Origin of the sequence: Streptomyces sp. NPDC002838, from assembly GCF_040295365.1 — a bacterium.
In the GTDB taxonomy this organism is placed as follows: Bacteria; Actinomycetota; Actinomycetes; order Streptomycetales; family Streptomycetaceae; genus Streptomyces.
The window spans coordinates 27,418-49,907 of sequence record NZ_JBEOVF010000062.1; the positions used below are offsets into that span (position 1 = coordinate 27,418).

Here is a 22,490-nt window from a genome sequence, read left to right on the forward strand (position 1 = left end):
TGGGCCAGAGGGTCAGGCGTGCGGGGCGTCAGGCGTGCGGGGCGTCAGGCGTGCGGGGCGGGCCGTCCGAGGAGCCACAGCGCGCACGCCGACAGGGACAGCGCCGCCACGCCACAGCACAGCGGCAGTGCCGCGGGACCCGGTGGGAGGCGCAGCAGCGTCACCGTCCCGGCGCCGGCCGCGGCCGCGAGGCAGATCGCGGCCGACGGCCAGGCCGCCCCGAACGCCTGGAGCAGCAGCGCGGTCCACAGGGCGGCGGCGAGCAGCAGCAGGGCGGCCGGGTCGGCGCCGGTGAGCAGGGCCGCGGGCAGCAGCGGCAGGAGATAGGCGAACAGACAGAGGCCGAGGATGCCGGCCGAGCGCAGCAGGAAGCCGGTGGGCGTCGCGGTGGCGCGCAGCGCGGCGACCGACAGCCCGCGGTAGCGGTACAGCAGCCACTCCGCCGGTCCCATGCTCACCGTCAGCACGATCACCGCGTACGGCTCCTCCCGCCCCTCCAGCAGCACCAGCACGCCCGCGGCCAGCCCGAACAGCCCGTACGGCAGGGACCACAGCAGGCGCGGCCGGGTGGCGCCGGAGACGGCCGGGACGGCGAGGGCGGCCCACAGGGTCCGGCCGGTGACGGCGAGCGTGGCGAGCAGCGCCAGCAAAGGCAGGCCCATCCGCGGCAGGTGGCCGGGCTCCCACCACGGCAGGACGGCGGCACCGGCGACCAGCGGGCTGAGCGCGGCCAGCAGCAGCCGTTCCCGGCCCAGCACCAGCAGGACGCCGGCCGCCGCTAGGTACGCCGATTGCGCGGCCGCCACCAGGGTCACAGGACCGCCCTCGGCGGGCAGCGCCGCGATCGCCGTGGCCACCGCCGCGCCCACGGGCGCGCCGGCCAGGAGCGTACGGCCGGCCTCCCGCCGCCCGGTCGCCATCCGCAGGTGTGCGCGATGGCCGAGCGCCTGCCCCCAGGCCCAGGAGGCGAGTCCCGCCACGATCAGGGCCGAGGCGTGCCCCCCGGCGTTCCACAGCGGTGCCGTCAGCAGGTAGGCGAGCCCCGGCAGGGCGAACAGCACGCCCCGCAGCAAACAGCGCACGGTGTCCGGGCGCCACGGGTCGGCCGCCGGCGCGGGCTCGGGGAAGGTGCGCGGCACCCGCTCGTACAGCGCGGAGGCGAGCGAGAACAGGTTCGGGTGCCCGTACCGTTCCTTGATCAGGGAAGCGGACAGGCCCTCCGCCTCCAGCAGCGCGGCCACCTCGTAGGGGTGGACGGCCGGACCGACGCGGTCGGCGAGTTCGGCGGCGAGCGCGCTGACCGCCTCCTCGTCCGGGCCGTGCCGGGGCAGCCGGATGGCGAGTGTGGTGTCGTCGACGGCCCAGCGCGGGCGGCGGCGCGGCGGGCGCGGCTCGGCCAGCCGGAGTGCCAGCGTGTCCTGCTCGGCGCCGCCGGGTTCGAGGGATATCGGTCCGCTCATCCGGTCAGACTCCCCGTGCCCACGGGCGTGAGCGGCTGCGCCGCGGGGGCCGGTACCAGCGCCGACCGCCGTCCGAGCGTGGGCAGTTCCAGATAGATGGACCGGAACGTGTCGATGGTCTGGCGCAGGGTGAACTGCTCGATCACCCTGAGCCGCGCCGCCTCGCCCATCGCCCCGCGCCGCCCGGGATCGCCCAGCAGTTCCAGCGCGGCCGCGGCCATCGCCGCCGGATCGCGCGGCGGTACGACGAGCCCGGTGTCGCCGACGGCCTCCCGTACCCCTCCCACGTCGGTGGAGACGGTCGGCCGCCCGCACGACATGGCCTCGATCAGGGTGAAGGGGAAGCCCTCGCTGATGCTGGAGAGCATCACGACGTTGCCGGCCGCGTAGGCGTCCTTGATGTCGTCGACGCGTCCCTCGAATGTGACGGCGTCCGCGTGTCCGAGCTCGGCGGCCAGTGCCTCGCAGCGCTCCCGGTAGGCCTCCCCGCCCCTCGGTGTCCCGCCGAACAACCGCAGCCGTACGTCGGGGAGCCGATCCCTGACGAGGGCGAAGGCCCGGATGAGGGTCTCCAGGTCCTTGATCGGGTCGACGCGGCCCGCCCAGCTGAGGGTGAGTGTGTCCGGCTCGGGCCCGGCCGGCGGGAACGCGGCGGGGTCCACGCCGTTGTAGACCGTACGGATCGACTCCGGATCGGCACCGCCCTGTTCCTCCCACAGCCGGTTGTAGCGGTTGCCCGGCGTGATCAGGGCGGCCCGGCGGTAGCTCTCCTCCGCCAGCAGCCGGAAGAACCCGAGGACGACGGCCTTCACCGGCCAGCGGTAGGGCGCGGTGCGGTAGCCGAGGTAACGCTCGCGCAGGTAGACCCCGTGCTCGGTCAACAGCAGCGGGACACCGTGCCGTTCGAGGGCGGCGAGGCCCGGCAGGACGGCGACGCCGCCGCTGACCGCGTGCGCGACCCCGCTCTCGGGCGGCGGTGCGGCCAGTGGGCGCAGGGCGTGTTCCAGCAGTGCGGTCGCGGTGAGGGCGTCGTGCAGGGTGGGCCGGGCCTCTCGCACGGTCAGGCCCGGGCGGTTCCACACCGCGGTCAGGAGGGCGATCGCCCGGTCCGAGCGCAGGAAGGGGCTCAGCGTCCCGTCCGCCGCGGCCCGCGCCATCGCGTACAGGGCGGGGGCGAATCCGTCCTCCGCACGCGGATCGAGCAGGGCGGCCAGGAACTGCTCGTAGGCGGCGGCGAGTCGGTTGCGGGCGCGGCCCCGGGGCGGGCGGCCCTCCGGCGGGTCGCCCCACATCGGGACGGACAGCACGCGTGAGACGTGCGCGGGCAGGTCCCATACGACGGGTTCGCGTCCGGTGCCGGTGACGGCGATGACGTCGAAGTCCAGGTCGGGCATGCCCTGGACGAGCTGGTCGCACCAGACGCTCACGCCGCCGTGACTGTGGGGATAGGTGCCTTCGGTGAGCAGGGTGACGCGCGTCACGCCGGGGCGTCGCGCGCCGTGGGGTACGTGCATCGGTGTGCTCCACGGCCGAGGTGTGGGGTGGTTCGTACCGGTCCTTCGGGCGGCCTGGGGGCCGTCCCTCGGGTCCGTCCTGGCGCCGTTCAGTTGTCCGCGGAGTACGGGACCCGCTCGGTCACGCCCGCTGGGACGCGGGTGTCCGGCGCGGGCTCCGTGGCCGGGGCCTGCGCGGTGGAGTCGGCGTCCGGTGCCGGGGCGGGCTCCGGCAGGGTGAGGCTGATCGGTGCGCCCGTGGAGGGCGTCCATCCGGACACCGCGCCCGCGTACGCCTCGCCGAACGCGGCGCCGGCCAGCGTGGTGCCGGTGGGCAGGGTCGCGGTGACGGCCAGCCCGTCCGGTGCCTCGACGGTCACGGTGTCGCCGATGCGGTAGGCGGTGATCTCGCCGGCCTGGAGGGCGGCCTGCCAGGCGGCTCTGCGCTGCAGTTCGGCGCCGATGTCCTTCATCCGCGGGTTCACCACGGGGGTGTCCTCCGCGAACAGCGCCTCGTAGCCGTCGAGGACGCCGCTGAGGACCGGGTAGGCGATGCGTTCCTCGGCCAGGTTCGACTGGTGGATGAAGTGCGGCTTCGGGTCGTTGGACAGCACGTGCCCGAGGGCGATCCGGGTCTCCAGCGGCACGATGCGTTCGGCGTAGCCGGTGGTGGTGTCCAGTGGTTCCGCCAGACACGTGGTGGTGGCCGGGTTGTCCTCGCAGATGCCGCTGCCGCCCTGGGCGCGGCTGGTATAGATCCAGTTGTACTCGTCGACCTGCTCGGCCGCCCGCCCCGCGTTGTAGAAGACGTTCATCGGGTAGCGGGGGACGGTCGTGGCCGGCCCGACCCGGCGCTGGTCGGGCTCACGGGAGTTGTCCGAGCCGAGCCAGGTGATGTCGTTGTCGTCGAGGGCGAGCGCCAGGTTGGGGTTGTCCTCGGGCTGCTGCGGCAGCACCTTCATGCCGGAGTGCTCGCCGGTGACCAACTCGCCGTTCTCCAGCGGGAGCCCGGCCGCCTGTCCCCAGACACGGTTGGTGGCGATCTCGTCGGAGATCTCGTTCCGGCTCACCCACTGGGTGCTGCCGTCGGCGTCGGTGGCGCACTTCCACGGCACGACCGAGGTGTCCTGCACACAGCCGAGGAAGGGGTGCGAGTAGGTGTGGTTGATCCAGCGGAACTTGTTCCGGTCCGCGATCAGCTTGTCGGCGAGCGCGTCGACGCCGTTGTTGTCCTGGCGGTGGTCGACGCTGCCGGCGCCGTTGTAGGCGAAGTCGAGGGTGAAGTCCTTGCTGTCCTGCCAGGAGGTGGCGTGCTCGACGTCGGCGGGGGTCATGCGGATCGGGTCGGGGGTGGCGTTCGGGTCCGTGCAGTCGACGTCACCGGGTGTGCAGTTGAGCTCGGTGTTCCAGCGGTCGTCGGCGGCGAACACGTCGTCGACGTGCACGGCGAAGTAGTTCCGTGAGGCGCCCAGGTGCACGCCGCCGGTCATCCACTCCACGATGCCGCGGGCCAGCAGCCGGAACTGCTGCTGGTACTGGTTGTAGACGAAGGTGACGACGAGCTCGCGCCGTCCGTCGTGCCGGTACTCGCCCACCAGCGTGCCCCGCGTCGACTGCCCGGGGATCGCCGCCTCGACGTAGGGGGTGAAGTCGGCGCCCGCCAGGGGCTTCGACAGGTAGGCGTAACTCTCACCGACGGCGGGGTCGTTGTCCTCGAAGGGCACGGCCCCGTCGAGGTAGCCGAAGGGGCCCGCCTTCCCGGCGGCGGTCACCTCCGCCTGCGCACCGTCGACGCTGCCGGAGTAGCCGCCGTGGACGGGGTACTGCAGACCGGCTTCGGGACGCGCGTAGGTGTAGGCGTCCACCTGGGGAACGGCGTACGTCCGCTCGTAGTCCGCGAGGGCCGCCATCTCTGCGGAGCCGGTGGGGAAGGGGTTGTCGTTGGGCAGTACGACGGCCTGGAACCTGGCGCGCGGCCGGCCGTCGACGGTGTCCGCGAGGAAGCCGGCGTCGATCACGGGCCGGCCGGACTGCGTGAGGTCGATCTCGGTGTACGGCGTGCCGGCCGCGGCCAGTTCGGCGGCGATCGCGTCGGTGGACGGGCCGCCGTCGCTCACCACCAGCACCCGCAGGTCGACGCGCGGTGTGGTGGTGTCGGCGTGGGCCGCGCCGGCCGGCAGGCCCAGTGCGGCGACGAGCGCGCCCACCGTGAGCGCGGTGGTGCGTAAGGTCCGCTTCATGCGGTGAAGTCCCCTCCCCGGGCAGGGGTGAGCACGGCTCCCGTGGAGCGGACGCACCCCCTTGCGTGACGCCGGCATCCCCCTCAGAAGCCAGTCGTCGACGCATCCGTCGCGTCACATAGTGATGTCTGTGTGCAGCTTTCGTGGTTGTGTTGCGAAACCTGACGGAAAAGCGCAGGTGACCAACTAGCCGGATCCGCAATCGAATCGAGCGTCTCTCCGCCGCGGAGGCCCGACGGACGGAAGAGCCCCGAGTGCTGGTCCGGGCCCGTACGGCGCACCGGCGGACCACTGGGGCCCGCCGAGCGAAAGTGCCGGTGGTCTATACCGCGATGCATACCTGGTCACAGACCGGTTTCAGGTCACCCGCAGCACAGTTGCCCACATTCTGGACGGGCCGTCAGGCGCACAGCACTCGTGTCTCGGGCGTGTAGACCGGACCACCGCTGACGTTCGTCCTGTCACCGAACTCGGCGTAGAAGTACGAGTAGAAGCCGATGTCGCCATTGCAGCCGGAGTCGGCGGCGACCTGGAGCGTCAGCGTGACGGTACGGCTCTGGCCGGGCGGGATGGTGGCGCCGTAGTTGGCGCCCAGGTTGGCGGGGCCGGTCCCGGAACAGGGGGTGGAGCCGGCGGCCGTGGTCAGGCTGCAACCGGTGAAGCCGTACTTCAGGTCGGGGCGCTGGGTGGTCAGCCACGTCGGTTCGATCGTCTGGTACACGAACCAGATGTCGTAGGTCTTGTTGTTGCTGATCGTCATCGACAGGTTCACCGTGCCGCCGGGCGTGGTGGTGGCGCTGTCGGTGGCGAACGTCAGCTCGGCCGGCGCCGGGTCGGCGGCGCTCGCGCTGGGGGCCGGACCGAACACGGCGAGGGCGAGGGCCAGGACGGCGGTGAGACCGAGACGTCTCATCAGTGGTGATCGCATGGCCTGGGAGGCTGGACATGGGGTGAACGCGCCGTCTGCCCCGCCAGGGGCGCACTCGACGCCACTCGGCCGAATGTGTGCGTCACGTGAAGACCGCGTGATGAATCCGTGCGCGTGCGGGGCCGTCCGTATCAGCGCACGGTAGCGAGGATGTGACACGGCGGTTCAACGGGACCGCTGATGCCGGACGGCCCCGTGGTGCGGGCGGATGACATTGGCGTGTATCGGCGCGTCAGCCTCGGAGCAGACCGATGCGGCGCAGCCAGGACCCGACCTCGTCGTCGGCGTCCCTGACCTCCTCGCCCGCACTGCCAGTCCTTCCCCGAAGGTCGCGCCCCGGCAGGACGCGGCGTAGTCGCGTTCGGTGGTTCCCAGTCCGCTCATGGCGTGGGTCGTGAACGGGATGACGGTCTTGCCGTCGAAGTCGAGGGCTTCGGTGAAGGTCGTCATGATCATGGGTGCTCTGACGTTCCAGACGGGGCTGCCAAGGAGCACCGTGTCGTAAGCGTCGACCGAGCGCAGGGGGTTGGCGAGGGCCGGCCTGGCGTCGGCGTCCTGTTCGCGGACGTTCCGCCGGACGGTCTCCTCGTAGTCGCCCGGGTAGGGGTCGGCGGCTTGGACGCGGTGGTGCGTCCGCCGTAGAAGTAGTTCTCCCCCGGCCGGGAGAAGTAGGCCAGGAGGACCGGCTTCTCGGCCGAGGCGGCCGTGGCAGGTCGATCAGTGGCCTCGCGCCTGGTCTGGCGTGGCGAGGATGAGGGGGTGGAACAGCCGCTCGTCTGGACGTCGGCCATGACAATGGCTCCTCCCAGGAGCGCGCTCCGAAGAAGCGTGCGTCGCCTCGGTAAGGCTCTTGCGTCGGTGAGGGCCTGCTGGTGGGGCATGGTGAAGCCTGCCGATGAGGAGTGTGTGTGCTGTCGGCGCGGCTGTTCCCGCGCTTCCGGGGACAACCGCGCCTTCAGCTCTGGTCCGTGCGCCGACGCCGCGGGTCAGTCGTTCAGGCGGACCTGGCCGAGCCGGCTGACCATGGCCGGGTCGCGGTGGTCGAAGAACAGCGAGCTTCCGGTGTCCAGCGTGGCGATGCGGGCCATCTGGTCGTCGGTGAGCTCGAAGTCGAAGATGTCGATGTTCTCCGCCATGCGCTCCGCCCGGACCGACTTCGGGATCGCGACGACTCCGCGCTGGACGAGCCAGCGGAGCACGACCTGTGCCACGGACTTGCCGTGCTTCTCGCCGATGTCGCTCAGCACCGGGTTGGTGAAGAGGTTGTTCCTGCCCTCTGCGAACCCGCCCCACGACTGGATCTGCACCCCGTGCTCGCGCATGACCTCCCGGTCTGCCGTGCGCTGGAAGAACGGGTGGGTCTCGATCTGGTTGACCGCGGGCGTGACCTCGTTGTTGAGGAGGAGGTCGACCAGCCGGTCGGGGTAGAAGTTGGCGACCCCGATCGCCCTGATACGGCCTTCACGGTGGAGGTCCTGCATCGCATGCCACTGGCTGTACACATCGCCGTACGGCTGGTGCATCAGGTACAGGTCGAGGTGGTCGAGGCCGAGCTTGTCCATCGACTTGTCGAAGGCGCGCTTGGTGTTGTCCTGCGCGGGCGCGTCCTGGACCCACAGCTTGGTGGTGACGAACAGCTCCTCGCGCGGGATGCCGCTGTTCTTGATCGCGCGGCCGACGGCGCCCTCGTTCCCGTAGGCGGCCGCAGTGTCGAGCAGCCGGTAGCCGGCGGCGAGGGCCTCGGTGACGGCCTGCTCGGTCTGCTCCGGCGGGATCTGGTAGACGCCGAAGCCGAGGATCGGCATCTCGACGCCGTTGTTCAGGGTGACGGTCTGCATGGGACTTCCTTGGGTGGGGACGGGTGCGGGTACCTGGCCGGTCAGCGTTCGAGCAGGCGCATGCCGGCCTCGTCGTGTGTGTCGCCGGCGGCCGGGGGGAGGTTGTCGAGCTTGTCGATCTGCTCCGCGGTCAGCTCGATGCCGTCGGCGGCGGTGTTCTCCTCGACCCGGCTCACGCGCTTGGTGCCGGGGATCGGGGCGATGAACTCGCCCTGGGCGAGCAGCCAGGCCAGGGCGATCTGCGCCGGTGTGGCGCCGGCCTCGGCGGCGATGGCCTGGACCTCGTCGGCGAGACACAGGTTCCGCCGGAAGTTCTCGCCGGTGAAGCGCGGGTTGTTCTTGCGCCAGTCGGTGTCGTCGAAGTCGTCCGTGGAGCGGATCTGCCCGGTGAGGAACCCGTGCCCCAGCGGCGAGAAGGGCACGAAGCCGATGTTCAGCTCGCGCAGCAGCGGCAGTACACGCGCCTCCGGGTCCCGGGTCCACAGCGAGTACTCCGACTGCACGGCGGTGACCGGGTGGACGGCGTGGGCGCGGCGAATGGTGTCCGGCCCGGCCTCGGACAGGCCGATGTGCCGGACCTTGCCCTCGGCGACCAGCTCGGCCAGCGTCCCCACGGTGTCCTCGATGGGCACCTCCGGGTCGACCCGGTGCTGGCAGTACAGGTCGATGTAGTCGGTGCCGAGGCGCTTGAGCGATCCCTCGACGGCGGTACGGATGTTGGCCGGGCTGCTGTCCAGGTGTCCCGGCCCGCCGCCCGCGTGCGAGACGAAGCCGAACTTCGTCGCCACCACGACCTGGTCGCGCCGGCCCCGGAGGGCACGGCCGACGAGTTCCTCGTTGGTGTACGGGCCGTAGATCTCAGCGGTGTCGATGAAGGTCACGCCCAGCTCCAGGGCCCGGTGGAGGGTACGGATCGACTCCGTATCGTCCCTCCCGGCCCCGGTGTAGCCGTGGGACATGCCCATGGCACCCAGTCCGATGCGGGAAACCTCCAGGTCACCCAGCTTGACGTGCCGCATCGAGAATGCTCCGTTCCTCGGCTTTCGCTGGTTTCCTCCGGCCTGTCCCTGAATCCACCCTCGCGCCTTTTCGTCCTCGGTGGCAGGCCGAGCTGTGCCGGGGAGTGGCGTTCGGGGTAATGACAGGGCCCCCACGCGCCTGCCGTGCAGGTCAGCGCGCTGTGACACTGACTGACATGGCACCCGAGCAGAGCAGCAGCGCCAGGGCGGAACTGGGCCGGTTCCTGCGCGCCCGCCGCGCGCAGACCCAGACCCGCCGAGGTCGGCCTCACCGTCGGTCCCGGCCTGCGCCGCGCTCCCGGCCTGCGCCGTGAGGAGGTGGCCGCCCTCTCCGGAATGAGCGTCGACTACTACGTCCGCCTGGAGCGCGGCAGGGAGACCCGGCCCAGCCCCTCCGTGCTGGACGCGCTCGCCAGGGCCTTGAGGTTCGACGACGAGGAGCACCAGCATCTGCGCGAGATCGCCGCACGTGCCGCCCGATACTCCCCCGAGCCCCCACCCCCGCCCGGCCGCACCGTCCGCCCGCACCTCAAACTGCGGCTGGAGACGCTGCGCCCCAACCCGGCCTACATCGTCAGCCGCAGCCTGGACCTGCTCGCCTGGAACCCCGGAGGGCCGGCACCCCACCGCGCGCGAGCTCTACCCCGACTGGGACTACCAGGTCCGTGCGTGTCCTGCCTACCCGCGCGCCGAGGCGGGCACCACCCCGGCGCCCCCGACCTGACCGGACTCGTCGATGAACTCCTGCTCAAGAGCCCCGACTTCGCCAGGCTGTGGGAGCGCTACGACGTCATCGGCCGCAAGAAGGTCGCCAAGACCTACCGGCACCCGAAGGCCGGCACCTTCACGCTCAGCGGCCAGGCCATGGCCCTGGAAGGAGCCCCGGGACAGCGGCTCGGCGTCCTCGTCGCCGAACCCGGCACTCCCGGCCACGACGCCGTCCTCCTGCTCGACACGGCCTCACCCGAGCCTGCCGAGCGCCCGGCCGCGGGCGGCGAGGTACAGCCGCGCCGGCAGTCCTGACCCGACGCCTCGGCTCGCCAGTCTGGCAAGGCTGTGACACGAGTGCCAGATGTGTGAGGGGTTCTGCCGTTACCCCGAACGCCGTTCCCCGGCACAGCCCGGCCTGCCAGAAGGCGAACGAACCCGCCAGTCTGCGGCCATGTCTACCGAACTCCCCGAGTCAACCGTCGCTCCCGCCGAGGGGCCTCCGACAGCACCGTCCCGGCGCACGTTCATCGCGACGACCACCGCCGTCGGCGGTGCCGTCGCGGCAGGTGGCCTGATCATGGGGACGTCCCCCTTCGGCGCGGAGGAGGCGGCAGCCGCTGAGGCGCCGCCCAGCAGCCGCGTCTCGTTGACCGTCAACGGCAAGCGGCACACCGTCACGGTCGACAACCGCACCTCGCTGCTGGACCTGCTGCGCGAACAACTCGGCCTGACGGGGTCGAAGAAGGGCTGCGACGCCGGGGCCTGCGGCGCCTGTACCGTCCTGGTCGACGGGCAACGGGTCAACTCCTGTCTGACGCTGGCGGTCCGGCTGGAGGGCGCCGAGATCACCACGATCGAGGGTCTGGAGAAGGGCGACCGGCTCCACCCGTTGCAGCAGGCGTTCATCGACCAGGACGCCTTCCAGTGCGGCTACTGCACCCCGGGCCAGATCATGTCCGGCGTCGGGTGCGTCCAGGAGGGCCACACCGGCTCCGCGGAGGAGATCCGGGAGTCGATGAGCGGCAACATCTGCCGCTGCGGCTGCTACGTGAAGATCGTGCGCGCTGTCGAGCAGGCCGCGGGCCGGAAGTGAGTGCCGATGTATCCCTTCTCCCTCACCACGGCATCCGACACCCGGGAAGCCCTCAACGCAGGCCGCCGCGGCGGGCGTTACATCGCCGGCGGCACCACCCTCGTCGACCTGATGCGCGAGACCGTCGAACGCCCCGAGACGCTGGTCGACATCAGCCGTCTGCCGCTGCGCGAGGTCACGGTCACCCCAAGGTGCGCACCACCTACCCGGTCATCTCCCAAGCCCTGGAACTGAGCGCGTCCGCCCAGCTGCGCAACATGGCCACCATCGGCGGCAACATCATGCAGCGCACCCGCTGCACGTACTTCCGTGATGTGACCGCCGACTGCAACAAGCCGAGCCGGGCTCCTGCTGTGCCGCGCGGGAGGGCTTCAACCGCACCCACGCCATCCTGGGCACCTCCGAGTCCTGCGTGGCCACCCACCCCTCCGACGTGGCCGTCGCCTTGCCGACTTCCTGCTCCAGCCCGGCCGCACGCCCCACCGCGAACAGGCCGTGAGAAAGGGTGAGTTGATCACCGCCGTGGAGGTTCCGGCTCATCCGCGCCCGCTCAAGTCCGGCTACTTGAAGGTGCGTGACCGGCAGTCGTACGAGTTCGCCCTCACCTCCGCCGCCGTCGCCCTGCACGTCCGCGGCGGGGTGGGGACGGTGCCGTGGAAGCTCCCCGCCGTCGAGCGAGCCCTCATCGGTGAACGCCCCTCGGAACGACTCTGGGCTCGGTCGGCCGCAGCGGCCGCGGACGGGGCCCGTCCGCTCCAACACAGCGGTTTCAAGGTCGAGCTGCTCAGGCGGACCGTCGAACGCCAGCTGCGCATCGTAGGAGACAACGCATGAGCCCCCAGCCGCCGGCAGCCGTCGGCGCACCGCTCTCCCGCGTGGAGGGGCGCCTGAAGGTGACCGGTCAGGCGAAGTATGCTGCCGATCTCCCCCATGCCCGAGGGAGTCGTGCACGCCGTCGTGGTCGACAGCGGCGTCGCCCGTGGCCGGATCACCGGCATCGACACCCGCGCCGCCGAAGGCCAGCGGGGCGTACTGAAGAGGATCCACCATCGCAACGCCCCCAAGCTGCCCTACGGGCCCAACCCCGGGTCGCTCAACCTGCCGGGTGAGCGGCTGCGGGTCCCCTTGTTGAGCCAGGCCCTCGGCCTCCCCGTCGCCTACGTGGGCGCGATGGGCTCCCGCCGCACCCACGAACAGCGCCTGGAACTCCTACGCGAAGCCGGTACACCCGAGGACCAACTGGCCCACCTGCACTCCCCGATCGGACTCGACCTCGGCGCCCACACGCCCGAAGAGACAGCGATCTCCATCACCGCCGAGATCATCGCCCACGGCAACAGGGGCACCGGCCTGCCCCTGTCCCACAGGACAGGACCCATCCACCACGCCGCATGGGGACCGCACGCACCTTGAAGTCAGCCTCGAACCAGCACCGGGGCTCAACCGTGGGGCGTGCAGAACTCGGCCGACACGACGTTCTTGCCGCCGCCGACCCAGTCGCCGTTGAAGTTCAAAGCGATCATGTGTCGACCGTCCTTGGTGCCGAAGGCCTGTGTCGAGGAGCCGTGGATACCGCCGGAGTGGCCCCAGACCTTGACCCCGCAGCTCGTCTCGTACTCGATGAGGCCCAGGCCATAGCGCTGGCGCGGCAGGTTGCCCTCAGTCGAGATCGTGGTCGTCATCTGCTCGAGCTGGGCGGGGCGCAGCAGCCTGCCGCTGAAGAGGGCGGCGTAGAAGCGGTTGAGGTCGGAGGAGTTGGTGACCATCTCGCCCGCCGCCCAGGCCCAGGACGGGTTGAGCTCGGTCACGTCGTAGGTCTTCCCCGGGTCCTCCGTGAAGGTGGAGTAGTGCCGGGTGGGGGCGGGGACGTGCGGGTCGGTGCCGGGGAAGTACGTGGCGCGCATCGCCAGCGGCCTGGTGATGCGCCGCTCGATCTCCTCGGCGTAGGGCCTGCCGGTCAGCTTCTCGATGATCAGCCCCAGCAGGAGGTAGTTGGTGTTCGAGTACTTCCAGGAGGTGCCGGGCTCGAACTGGGGCGGGTTCTGCAGGGCGAGGGCGATGACCTGCTGAGGAGTCCAGTCGTCGTAGCGGGACTCGAGGAACTCGATGCCCAGCACCCTCTTCGAGAACGCGGCGTCCTCGGTGAAGTTGAAGATGCCGCTGGTGTGGTTCATCAGCTGACGGACCGTGATCTTCGTGCCGTCGTGGCCGTTCCCCCGCACCAGGCCGGGCAGGTAGTGGTCGACCGTGGCATCGAGATCGGCCTTCCCTTCCGCCTGGAGCTGGAGCATGACGGTCGCCACCAACGTCTTGGTGACGCTTCCGACGCGGAACCGGTCGCCGTTGCCGCGGGGCTGCTGCGTGGAGAGGTCGGCGACACCCGAGGTGCCCTTCCACCCCCCGCGGGTGTCACGTACTTCGGCCACGACGCCCGGCACGCCCGCGGCGACGGCCGCGTCCATGGCGGCCTGGGTGGCAGCGTGCCGGAACTCCCGCGTCTCCGCGGCGGTCACCGTGCCGCCGGCCGCGGCCGCAGGAGTCGTCATCAGGGCCGTACCTGCCGCTGCGATCGCTGTCACGCCCACCAGCGTCTTCCGTATCAGGCGTGTCGACATGTGCACCAACCCTCTCTCGGCTTGCGGGACACGCATCGTGCCGACCGCCCCTAACCGGCCGCCAACGCCCCGCCAACGGCGATGATGTGACGCTCTTTGAACCCGGCGCGGTGCTGAACGAAGATGATGTTCGGCGTCCGACGCGGGGAGAGTGCCGGTGAGGTTCGCAGTACTGGGATCACTGACGACAGTCGACGACGACGGCGTCGCCGTTGCCCTCGGAGGATCGAAGCCCCGCTCGTTGCTCGCCGCACTGCTGCTGGAACCGAACCGCACGGTGCCGCTGGACACGGTGATGGCGGTGTTGTGGGGCGAGGAGCCACCGCGGACGGCCACCGCCTCGCTGCACAACCACGTCGCCCGGCTGCGGCGAAGCCTCCACGACGTCGGCGGCACACGGCTTCGCACCATGACCCACGGGCTCGAAATACGGGTCGACGAGGGTGAGTTGGACCGTGAGGTGTTCGAAGGGCGGGTACGCCGAGCGCAGGAGGCCGGCAACCGGGAGGACTGGGAGGCGGTGGAGCGGGACGCCAGTGCGGCCCTGGCGCTGTGGCGCGGCACACCGTTCGCCGATGTGCCCGCCCTCGCCGGCCACCCCGTCGTGACGCTTCTCCAGGAGCAGCGGTTGCAGGCGCTCGAATGCCGCTTCGAGGCTCTCCTGCACCTCGACCGCCTCGACGGGCTCGCCGCCGAGCTGGGCGTCCTGGTCAAGGAGCATCCGTTCCGGGAGGCGCTGCACCGCCAGCTGATGCTGGCCCTCTGCCGCACGGACCGCCGGGCCGAAGCGCTGGCACTCTTCCGGTCGCTGCGCCGGACCCTGGTCGAAGAACTCGGGGTGGAGCCCGGCCCCGCCGTCCAGGACGCCCACCGTGAGGTGCTCCGCAGCGCGGCCGTCCCGCACCGCGCATCACCCGCCTCCTCGACCGCCGCTCCGGCGGCCGGCCCGCGGACCCCGTCGGCGGGGATGCCCCCGCGGCCGGCGCAGCTTCCCGCGCCGCCCGGTGTGTTCGTCGGCCGTGCCGAGCAGATCGCCGAGATCCGTACGGAGCTGGAGTCCGGTCGCAGCCGCACCGCACTCGCCGTGATCAGCGGAATGCCCGGCGTGGGCAAGACGGGCCTCGCCCTGCACATCGCGGAACAGCTCCGGCATGCGTTCCCCGACGGTCAGCTCTATCTCAACCTCCACGGAGCCACACCCGGCGTGGCGCCCCTCGAACCCGCCGACGCCCTCGCCGTTCTCCTGCACGGCCTCGGGGTGGACGCCCGGCGGATCCCGTGCGATGTGGGGGCCGCCTCCGCCCTGCTGCGCTCCGCGCTCGCCCCCACCCGAACGCTGCTCGTCCTCGACGACGCGGCCTCGGTGAGCCAGGTACGTCCGCTGCTGCCGGCCGGCGCCGGCTGCGCCGTACTGCTGACCAGCAGACGGCCGCTGGCCACCCTGGGAGCCTCCACGCACATCCGGCTCGCCCCGCTCTCACCGCGGGACAGCGCCCTCCTGCTGGAACGGGCCTCGGGCCGGTCCTGGGCCGCGTCCGACGCCGAACCGGTCGCCCGGCTCGTGGCCCTGTGCGGCCACCTGCCCCTGGCGCTGCGGGTCTCCGCAGCCCGTCTCAGGAGCCGGCGGACCCTTCCGGTGGAGAAACTGGTGGAACGCCTCGCCCGGCAGGAGGACCGCCTGGACCACCTCGAACTGGAGGACCTCAGTGTGCGCCGGTCCCTGATGGCGGCCCAGGAGGCGCTCCTGGGCTCGGGCGACCCGCTCGACGGTGACGCCGCCGCGGCCCTGGTCCTCATCGGTGCGCTGGACCTGCCCGAGTACGGGGCACCGCTGATGGCCACCGCGATGGACCGCACGGAGCGGAGCGCCGAGAAGGCCCTGGACCGCCTGGCGGAGGTGACGTTGCTCCAGGAGGTGGGCTGGGGCCGCTACGCCCCGCACGACCTGGTCCGCGACTTCGCCCGGGAACTCGCCGGTCGGCCGGGCGAGCAGGCCGGGAACACCGAAGCCGCCGAACGGTCCCTGCGCTGGTACCAGGAGCGGCTCACACAGTGCGCCGCGGCCCTGCGGCCGTCCCCCGGGCGAGCTCCCGAGCGCCCCGGGGGCCGGACCGGCACCGTCTTCGCCGACGCGGCGGCGGCACTCGCCTGGGGTGACGCGGAAGCGGCGAACCTGCTCTTCCTGGCCGGCTCCGGTGCGCACGGGCGCCTGGGCCCGGCCCGCACCCTGGACCTGATCAATGCCTTGTTCCCCTACCTGCACGACCGCGGCCGGGCGCGGGATCTCGAACGGCTCACGCGGCACGCCATCACCCTCGCCAGGTCCTGCGGCAACACCGCGGCCGAGGGACGGGCGCTGGGCCAACTCGCCTCCGCGCACTACTCGGCCGGACGCCTCCGGCAGGCGCTGCTGCTCCTGGACGAAGCCGTGGAGCGCAGCGAGCACCTCGCCGACGACGTGGCCCGGATGCGTCACCTCGGCAACCGGGCCGCGCTGCTGCGTGAACTCGGCCGGGACGCTGATGCCCGAGCGACGTTGGCACAGTGTCTCGCACTACGCCCGGACCACTTCACCCCCGGAGAGGAAGCGATGTTTCTCGGGCACCAGGGGTACGTGTCCGAACTCACCGACCTGCGCTCGGCTCTCTCGTACCACCTGCGCAGCAGGAAACTCGCCCGGGAGGCCGGCAGCGCCGTGATCGAGCAGGTCGCCTTGTGCAACATGGGCCATGCCCACCTGCGCCTCGGCGAGCCCGCCCGGGCCCTGCGGAGCTTCGAAGAGGCGCTGCGCGTCATGGCGGCCGGTGCGGCGCACTGGAACGCGGAGCGGGAGACGCGACTGGGCCAGGCCCAGGCCCTGCGGGCGCTGGGCCGCCTCGGACAGGCCGGGGACACGTGCACGGCGCTGCTCCAGGAGGCCGCCGCGCGCGGCGACTCCTACGGTCGGGGCCTCGCCGAGTACGAGTTCGGACACGTCCTGAGAGCGCTCGGGGACGAACGCGCGGCCCTTGGCAGATGGGGAAGCGCGCTGTCCGCCCTGGAAGGAACGGACGCGCAGGTGCTCGCCGACCTGCGTGCCCTGACGTCTGCCCCGACGGTCATGGCCGACAGCTGACGGAACTGGCGCGGAACTGTGCCGGCGGGCGCCTCGCCCCGTGAGCTCGGGCCTCGCGGCATCCGGGTCAACTGTGTCTCGCCCGGCTCCATGCTGATCGAGGGCAAGGGCTGGGCCCGGCCGCGCGCCGAGGACCCGCGGGGCCTACCGGAAGGTCGAGAAGGAGTTCCCCGGCGGCCGCCTGGTCGATCCGCGGGATGTCGCCGAGGTGATCGCCTTCCTGCTCTCGGACCTGGCACGCGCCGTACAAGCAGGAGCCCGAGAAGACCCGGCTCTCCCCCGGGCTCGGCGACCGACGTCGCCCACGCGGCCGCCGACGCCGGCCACAGGCGGGCGCGGAGAGCCGTTCCATTGCTGGAGGAGCCGCCCGGCGGCGACCCGTGGGGCCTGCGCCCGGCAGCGGAACAGCTGGACTCCATCGCGGGTCGACCAGCCCCAACCAGCGCCTGTGCTGGATCAGGCGATGCATCAGGCGCTGGTTGGCCCCCGTCCATTGGCCCTGTCCGCTGGACAGCCGCCCCGGCGAACCACCGTGTGTCCGGCTCGTCGGGACGACGGCGCTCAGCGGTAACAGGTGGTGACGCCCGCGCGCCAGGGGCAGGCGACTGCGGCGAAGCCCCCGTTGGCGACGACGTCCACGCTGAGCGTGTCGCCGCCGCGCAGTGTCCGCCGGTTCTGGACGAGCCCGTCGGTGCCGTCCTGGATCGTCTCGACCAGCCACCGTCCTGGGCCGATGGTCAGCGGGACCTCGGCGGTGCGGGCGTTACCGGCGTATACCCCGCCCAGGAACCAGCGGTCGCCACTGCGGCGGGCCAGCACGGCTTCCTGGCCGGGTCGGCCGGCGAGCAGCCGAGTGTCGTCCCAGGCTGCGGGAACCTGGTCGAAGTAGCCCCGGGCGAGCGGCCGGGCGTCGTACGACTCGGGGGTGCCCGCGAACATCTGCAGGCCCGACTCGTAGGCGACCGTGAGCCCAACCTCGGCCGCGTCGGAGTTGGGGCGCAGGCCGACGCGCTGGAAGGCGCCGGGGGTGAAGTCCATGGAGCCGATGACGTTACGGGTGAAGGGCAGGGTGGTGAGGTGGGCGGCGGTGTTGGTCCGCTTCTCCTCGCCCGCGACGCCCTCCAGGGTCATGACGTGCGGCCAGGTGCGCTGGATGCCCTTCGGGATGGTGGAGCCGTGGAAGTTGACCATGAGGTGGTGGGCGGCGGTCTCCGGGAGGATGGCGTCGTACCACTGGAGCATGGACTGCGCCTCGGAGTCCATGAAGTCGATCTTGACGCCCTTGACGCCCCACCGCTCCAGGGTGGGCAGCCACTGGGCGCGTTCCTCGGGTGTGTCGAGGTCACGCTGGTGGATCCAGACGATGATGCCGACGCCCTTGGCTCGCGCGTAGTCGACGAGTTCGGGCATCCAGCTGTTGGTCTGCCAGTTCGGGTCGGTGGTGTCCCACTCGTCGGTCTTGAAGTACCAGCCCGCGTCGACGGCCTCGTACGGCCAGTTCCGCTCGGCGGCGTAGTCGACGTAGGTCTTCTGCGCGGCGAGGCTCTGGCCGGCCGGGCGGCCGCCAGCCAGCCAGGTCCACAGCGCGGTGCCCGGCTTGATCCAGGACGTGTCGGCGACCTTGGAGGCGGGGGCGAGGTCGTCGGTGAAGGTCGACCGCGTGACGGTGGCGAGGTCGCCGGTGACCATGGCCCGCCAGGGGGTGGCGAGGGGGCCCTCGGTGCTGATCCGGTCGTCGGCGAGCCGGATGCGGTAGGTGCCGGTGCCCTGATCGTGGGCGAGTCGGGCGCCGGAGTACGTGCCGGTGAGGTCGGATTCGGCGAGCAGGGTGTAACCGCCGTCGGTCGCGAACAGTGCCTGGTCCGAGTACTCGCCGGTGGGGGCCGTGGCTGCGGTGTACTGGACGAACTGTCCCTCGTTGTCGGCCCGGTAGCCGCCCAGCCACGCACGCGCGTCCGGCGGCAGGTTGAACGCGGAGGTCTCGCCGAGCACGTCGCCGTATCCGGCGGGCAGGACGTACCGGTAGGCGACGCCGTCGGCGGAGGCGCGGACGACGAGGTCGAGCCGGGCGCCGGCGGGGGTGGCGAACGACAGGCGGGTCTCGTTCATGCGGACCCGGCGGTCCAGTCGTTTGCCGGACTTCGCCCGGTACCGCTCGTCCACCAGCCGGTCCTTGCGGTGCAGGAAGCGCAAGTCCCGGGAGAGGTCGGCCTGTTCGGTGACGATGCCGACGGGCGACGGCTCGACGACCGCATGGCCTCCCCGGGTCACGGACAGACTGACGGTGCCGGTCGTGTCGTCCAGGGATACGCGCGCTCGCGGTTCATGTACCGTGGCGCGCCCGGGTCCGGACACGGTCCAGACGTGCTCGCGTTGTTCGGCCCTAGCGGGCCCGGATGTGAGAAGTGTGGCCACCAGCCCGGCGCAGAGCGCGGCGACCGCGGTCCTGATCGGAACCACCATGAGAACCCTCCCTGTTGATGAGGTGAGGCGGTGCGTGGATCCCTGCGGAAAGTCGCTACGGCAGTCCCCAGGCCGGGCCCGGTTCGCTGACGGCGACGGGCGCGATGACCAGGTCGGGGCGCGAGCCGGAGTGGACGAGTACCTCGCGGCCCTTGGGCAGGTCGATCGCGAGGGTGCCGTCGCCCAGGTCCTGGGTGCGGGCCGGGTGACCGTCGTCGAGCAGCACGGTGAGCGTGCCGGTGAGGCCGTGGCGGAGTTTGAGCGGCTCGCCCTCCAGGCTTCTGACGCGGATGAACCGAGTGGTCCCCGCTTTACGGACGGCGCTGACCAGGAAGGCGCCCTGGGTGCGGAAGTCGTGCAGGGTGACGTCCGCCCATTCGGTGGGGACGGCCGGGAAGACGCGGATCACGCCGCCCCAGCTCTGGCAGAACATGTCGTGCAGGGACTGCGAGGCGGACAGCGGAGTCTCGATGACCGGACCGGCCTCGGTGTAGTGGGTGTTGGCCTGGCAGGGGAAACGGGTGGTGGGGTCGAAGAACTTCCGCAGGTAGGTGATCGCGGTGTCGCCGTCGCCGGTCATCGCGTACATCGAGGCGGCGCCGGTGTAGCTGTAGCCGCGGTGGGCGCCGGTCAGCGCGTGCCAGTGGGCGATCGACTTCGCGATCAGGTCGCGGCTTTCGGGCTGGTCCCAGTTGACGAGGTAGAGCGGGTACACCATCAGCAGGTGCGAGTAGTGGCGGTGGGACTGGGCGTACGGGGTCTCGGCGCCGATCATGTAGCCGTTGTCGTCGACGGGGTACGGCGTGAGCTTGGCCAGCACCTCCTGCCAGCGTGGGATCAACTCGTCGTCGATTCCCAGAAGTTCGGCGGACTCGATGAGTGTCCGGCAGCCCCAGCGGATCAGGGACAAGTCATAGGTGGTGTCCTGCGGCGGTACGACGGGGTATTCGGGCGAGAGCGTGCTCGGCAGGTGGAGCTTGCCGTCGCTGCCCGGGGTGAGGAAGTGCAGGTAGTAGTTGACGGCCCGGCGCAGGACGGGGAAGACCGTGTCGCGCAGCAGGGATTTGTCCATGGAGTGCCGGTAGGACAGCCAGACGTTGTGCAGCGCCCAGGTGAGGTTGCCGACCTCGGTGCCGGTGCCAGGTCGGCCCACCTCCCGGTTGGCGAACCTGTCGGAGCTGCGGCCGACGCCGGAGCTGTCGACGCGGTAGGCGGCGGGCACGTTGGCGATGAGCTGTTCCTGGTTCTGGCGCAGTGTGGTGGCGAGCGCGTCGAGTTCCAGGTGGTTGGAGCCGTGGATGAGCCAGTACTCCAGCTGGACGTTGAGGTTCCACCAGACCGCGGGCCAAGGAGTGGGTTCCAGCCACGGCCCTGAGGTGGCCATGACAGGGCCGTCCGCGCGGCTGGCGGAGGCGACCTTGTAGAGCTGGATCCAGTGGAAGCTCTGCAGCCGCTGGTCGGGGAACGACACGAAACTCTTCCGGTAGAACGCGTGCCACCAGCGGATGTGCCGACGCCTGAGGCCGCCGTACGAGGTCACGCCCCTCAGATTGCGCAGCGAGTCGGTCTCGGCGGCGGTGTCGGAGGGGAAGCTGTGTCCGACGCTGAGCAGCAGGTCGTCGCCGACGCGGCGGTGCGCGGTGGCGGTCCGGCCGCCGCCGGTGAGGGGTTGGAGCACCTGCTCGGTGCCGTCGGTGGTGGTCCGCGTGGTCCAGGGCGGGTTGGCGCTGTAGCCGGCGGGCGGGGCCTCGCTGATCTTGCGAGGGCTGATGGCGTCCTCGGGGTGGAACGTCCAGACGACCCGTTCGTCGCCGTCGGCCGTCGTGCGGACGGCCAGGACCTCGTCGTGGATGAGGGCGGAGAGGTGGAGGGTGCCTGCCGTGGTGGTGACGGTGCCGGTGAGTTCGGCGTTCCACAGGCTCAGACGCCAGTCGACGGCGGTGATGGTGCCGACCGGATCGAGCGTGAGGTGTCCTACCGGCAGGCGGCAGGTGCCCCAGCCGCTGCCGAACTCGGGGCGGTGGTCCTGAACCCGGCCGTGCTGCACGGTGAACCGGATCCGATTGGCTCCCGGTTCCTGATAGACCATGCTGCCGAGCAGCCCGTCGCCGAGGAACGGGCCCTCGTACCAGCGGGTGGGCAGCCTGGTCCACAGCAGGTCCTGCCCGCGCAGGAACCTCGCCCAGGCGCCGTCGGTGGTCAAGGTGTCGCGGAGTCTCCAGGGCCGTCTGCCCGTCACCGGGCTGTCGGCGACGGACGGCACCGTCCGTAAGGGCTCATCGGCGTGGGCCGCCCCGGGCAGGGCCGCCGCTGCCGCGCCGCCCAGCGCGGTCCCGAGTACGGCTCTGCGGGCCACCTTCGAACGTTGCTCCGGCTGTGAGGTCATCTTCGTCCTCCAGACCTGACGGATCATCGATACATCGGGTGTATCGGCGAACCTAGCAGGCTTCGTGCACCTGTCAATGACCTCAACAGCATCAGACGTAGAGGAAAGACGGGCTTCAACCAGCCGTGACTTTCACACCTATATCAACGAACCTCAGCCAAGCCCGTGACTCCTCCGATGTATCGGGAGATCGAATTCTGTTGGCTCTGGCGAAACGGACGTCATCCGCGCAGCCGGGGCGCGGGTGCAGCGTGGGACATGACCTCTCCATTAGCGTGGGCCTCAGCAGGACACCGCGGCGAAGGGACAATCCCATGCGGGTCGGAGTACTGACCGGAGGCCGTGACTGCCCCGGTCTCAACGCCGTCATCCGCGGCATCGTCCGCAAGGGCGTGCAGGAGTACGGCTACGAGTTCGTCGGCCTCCGGGACGGCTGGCTCGGTGCACTGCAGGGCGACACCGTCCCTCTCGACATCCCGACCGTGCGCGGCATCCTGCCCCGCGGCGGCACCATCCTCGGCTCCTCGCGCACCGATCCGTTCAGGCAGGAGCACGGCGCCGGCCGCATCAAGGACACCCTCGCCAAGCGGGAGGTCGACGGGCTCATCGTGATCGGCGGCGCGGACACCCTGGGCGTGGCCGCGCGCCTGTGGGAGGAGCACGGCGTGCCGTGCGTCGGCGTACCGAAGACGATCGACAACGACATGTCCGCCACGGACCGCACCCTCGGCTTCGACACCGCGGTCAACACCGCCACGTCGGCGATCGACCGGCTGCACACCACCGCCGAGTCCCACATGCGCGTGCTCGTCGTCGAGGTCATGGGGCGCAACGCCGGCTGGATCGCGATCCACTCGGGCCTGGCCGGCGGCGCGAACGTCATCCTCATCCCCGAGCAGCCCTTCAATCTCGACCAGGTGTGCGCCTGGGTGACGTCCCGCTTCCGGGCCTCGTACGCCCCGATCGTGGTCGTCGCCGAGGGGGCTCGACCCAAGGAGGACGACGTGCTGCTCAGGACCGACTCACCGGCCTCGCCCGGACCGATGCACCTCTCCGGCGTCGGCGAGTGGCTCGCCAGGGAGATCGAGCGGCGCACCGGCAAGGAGGCCCGTACCACGGTCCTCGGGCA

General features: G+C 71.2%; 13 protein-coding genes and 4 pseudogenes. 7 read left to right on the forward strand and 10 right to left on the reverse strand.

Annotated elements, in window-relative coordinates; genetic code table 11:
- Positions 1-44: 44 nt before the first annotated feature.
- The 7 genes from ABT063_RS44360 to ABT063_RS44390 all read right to left on the reverse strand — a co-directional run bounded on the left by ABT063_RS44360 (position 45) and on the right by ABT063_RS44390 (position 8,978).
- A complete protein-coding gene (locus tag ABT063_RS44360; RefSeq protein WP_351066705.1) occupies positions 45-1,460 on the reverse strand; it encodes a hypothetical protein in 1,416 nt (471 codons plus the stop codon).
- The gene (gene pelF, locus ABT063_RS44365; protein ID WP_351066707.1) at positions 1,457-2,974 is read right to left on the reverse strand and encodes a GT4 family glycosyltransferase PelF; all 1,518 of its coding nucleotides are present in this window, start codon (positions 2,972-2,974) and stop codon (positions 1,457-1,459) included. Before pelF ends, ABT063_RS44360 begins: the two co-directional genes overlap by 4 nt.
- Positions 2,975-3,063: 89 nt before the next feature.
- Complete coding sequence (locus tag ABT063_RS44370) at positions 3,064-5,193, reverse strand: hypothetical protein (RefSeq protein WP_351066708.1); 2,130 nt, start codon at positions 5,191-5,193, stop codon at positions 3,064-3,066.
- Between the two features lie 400 nt (positions 5,194-5,593).
- Positions 5,594-6,121, reverse strand: a complete 528-nt coding sequence (locus ABT063_RS44375) for a hypothetical protein (RefSeq protein ID WP_351066709.1) — start codon at positions 6,119-6,121, stop codon at positions 5,594-5,596.
- A 165-nt stretch (positions 6,122-6,286) separates the two neighbouring features.
- A complete protein-coding gene (locus ABT063_RS44380) occupies positions 6,287-6,643 on the reverse strand; it encodes a flavodoxin (RefSeq protein ID WP_351066723.1) in 357 nt (118 codons plus the stop codon).
- Between the two features lie 464 nt (positions 6,644-7,107).
- A complete protein-coding gene (locus tag ABT063_RS44385; RefSeq protein WP_351066710.1) occupies positions 7,108-7,959 on the reverse strand; it encodes an aldo/keto reductase in 852 nt (283 codons plus the stop codon).
- Between the two features lie 41 nt (positions 7,960-8,000).
- Positions 8,001-8,978, reverse strand: coding sequence for an aldo/keto reductase (locus tag ABT063_RS44390; protein WP_351066712.1), 978 nt, complete (start codon positions 8,976-8,978; stop codon positions 8,001-8,003).
- Positions 8,979-9,154: 176 nt separating this feature from the next.
- Between ABT063_RS44390 and ABT063_RS44395 the strand changes: the two are divergent.
- The 4 genes and pseudogenes from ABT063_RS44395 to ABT063_RS44415 all read left to right on the forward strand — a co-directional run.
- Positions 9,155-10,001: pseudogene (locus ABT063_RS44395) on the forward strand (helix-turn-helix transcriptional regulator).
- A gap of 139 nt (positions 10,002-10,140) precedes the next feature.
- A complete protein-coding gene (locus tag ABT063_RS44400; protein ID WP_351066713.1) occupies positions 10,141-10,782 on the forward strand; it encodes a (2Fe-2S)-binding protein in 642 nt (213 codons plus the stop codon).
- Between the two features lie 6 nt (positions 10,783-10,788).
- Positions 10,789-11,616, forward strand: a pseudogene (locus tag ABT063_RS44405) (FAD binding domain-containing protein).
- Between the two features lie 285 nt (positions 11,617-11,901).
- Positions 11,902-12,195, forward strand: a pseudogene (locus tag ABT063_RS44415) (XdhC family protein); the annotation flags it as partial.
- Between the two features lie 26 nt (positions 12,196-12,221).
- Here the strand turns inward: ABT063_RS44415 and ABT063_RS44420 are convergent.
- Positions 12,222-13,397 carry a serine hydrolase domain-containing protein gene (locus ABT063_RS44420; RefSeq protein ID WP_502991009.1) on the reverse strand — a complete coding sequence of 392 codons (1,176 nt, stop codon included), beginning with the start codon at positions 13,395-13,397 and terminating at the stop codon, positions 12,222-12,224.
- 157 nt (positions 13,398-13,554) lie between these two features.
- Here ABT063_RS44420 and ABT063_RS44425 point away from each other — a divergent pair, with 157 nt between their 5' ends.
- On the forward strand, positions 13,555-16,512 hold the full coding sequence (locus ABT063_RS44425; RefSeq protein ID WP_351066717.1) for an AfsR/SARP family transcriptional regulator: 2,958 nt from the start codon (positions 13,555-13,557) through the stop codon (positions 16,510-16,512).
- A 285-nt stretch (positions 16,513-16,797) separates the two neighbouring features.
- Positions 16,798-16,938, forward strand: a pseudogene (locus tag ABT063_RS44430) (alginate lyase family protein); the annotation flags it as partial.
- A 135-nt stretch (positions 16,939-17,073) separates the two neighbouring features.
- On the opposite strand, the gene ABT063_RS44435 reads toward ABT063_RS44430, so the two are convergent.
- Positions 17,074-18,975 carry a glycoside hydrolase family 97 protein gene (locus ABT063_RS44435; RefSeq protein ID WP_351066718.1) on the reverse strand — a complete coding sequence of 634 codons (1,902 nt, stop codon included), beginning with the start codon at positions 18,973-18,975 and terminating at the stop codon, positions 17,074-17,076.
- Positions 18,976-19,030: 55 nt separating this feature from the next.
- Positions 19,031-21,361, reverse strand: a complete 2,331-nt coding sequence (locus tag ABT063_RS44440; protein WP_351066719.1) for a glycosyl hydrolase family 95 catalytic domain-containing protein — start codon at positions 21,359-21,361, stop codon at positions 19,031-19,033.
- 314 nt (positions 21,362-21,675) lie between these two features.
- Between ABT063_RS44440 and ABT063_RS44445 the strand changes: the two genes are divergently transcribed.
- Positions 21,676-22,490: ATP-dependent 6-phosphofructokinase (locus ABT063_RS44445; protein ID WP_351066721.1), on the forward strand; the 815-nt coding region annotated here is incomplete at its 3' end.

Coding starts and splice junctions, on each gene's coding strand:
- ABT063_RS44390 (WP_351066712.1), bottom strand. CDS start 8,978: ATGCGGCACGTCAAGCTGGGTGACCTGGAGGTTTCCCGCATCGGACTG.
- pelF (WP_351066707.1), bottom strand. CDS start 2,974: ATGCACGTACCCCACGGCGCGCGACGCCCCGGCGTGACGCGCGTCACC.
- ABT063_RS44375 (WP_351066709.1), bottom strand. CDS start 6,121: ATGCGATCACCACTGATGAGACGTCTCGGTCTCACCGCCGTCCTGGCC.
- ABT063_RS44440 (WP_351066719.1), bottom strand. CDS start 21,361: ATGACCTCACAGCCGGAGCAACGTTCGAAGGTGGCCCGCAGAGCCGTA.
- ABT063_RS44435 (WP_351066718.1), bottom strand. CDS start 18,975: ATGGTGGTTCCGATCAGGACCGCGGTCGCCGCGCTCTGCGCCGGGCTG.
- ABT063_RS44385 (WP_351066710.1), bottom strand. CDS start 7,959: ATGCAGACCGTCACCCTGAACAACGGCGTCGAGATGCCGATCCTCGGC.
- ABT063_RS44370 (WP_351066708.1), bottom strand. CDS start 5,193: ATGAAGCGGACCTTACGCACCACCGCGCTCACGGTGGGCGCGCTCGTC.
- ABT063_RS44400 (WP_351066713.1), top strand. CDS start 10,141: ATGTCTACCGAACTCCCCGAGTCAACCGTCGCTCCCGCCGAGGGGCCT.
- ABT063_RS44420 (WP_502991009.1), bottom strand. CDS start 13,397: ATGTCGACACGCCTGATACGGAAGACGCTGGTGGGCGTGACAGCGATC.
- ABT063_RS44360 (WP_351066705.1), bottom strand. CDS start 1,460: ATGAGCGGACCGATATCCCTCGAACCCGGCGGCGCCGAGCAGGACACG.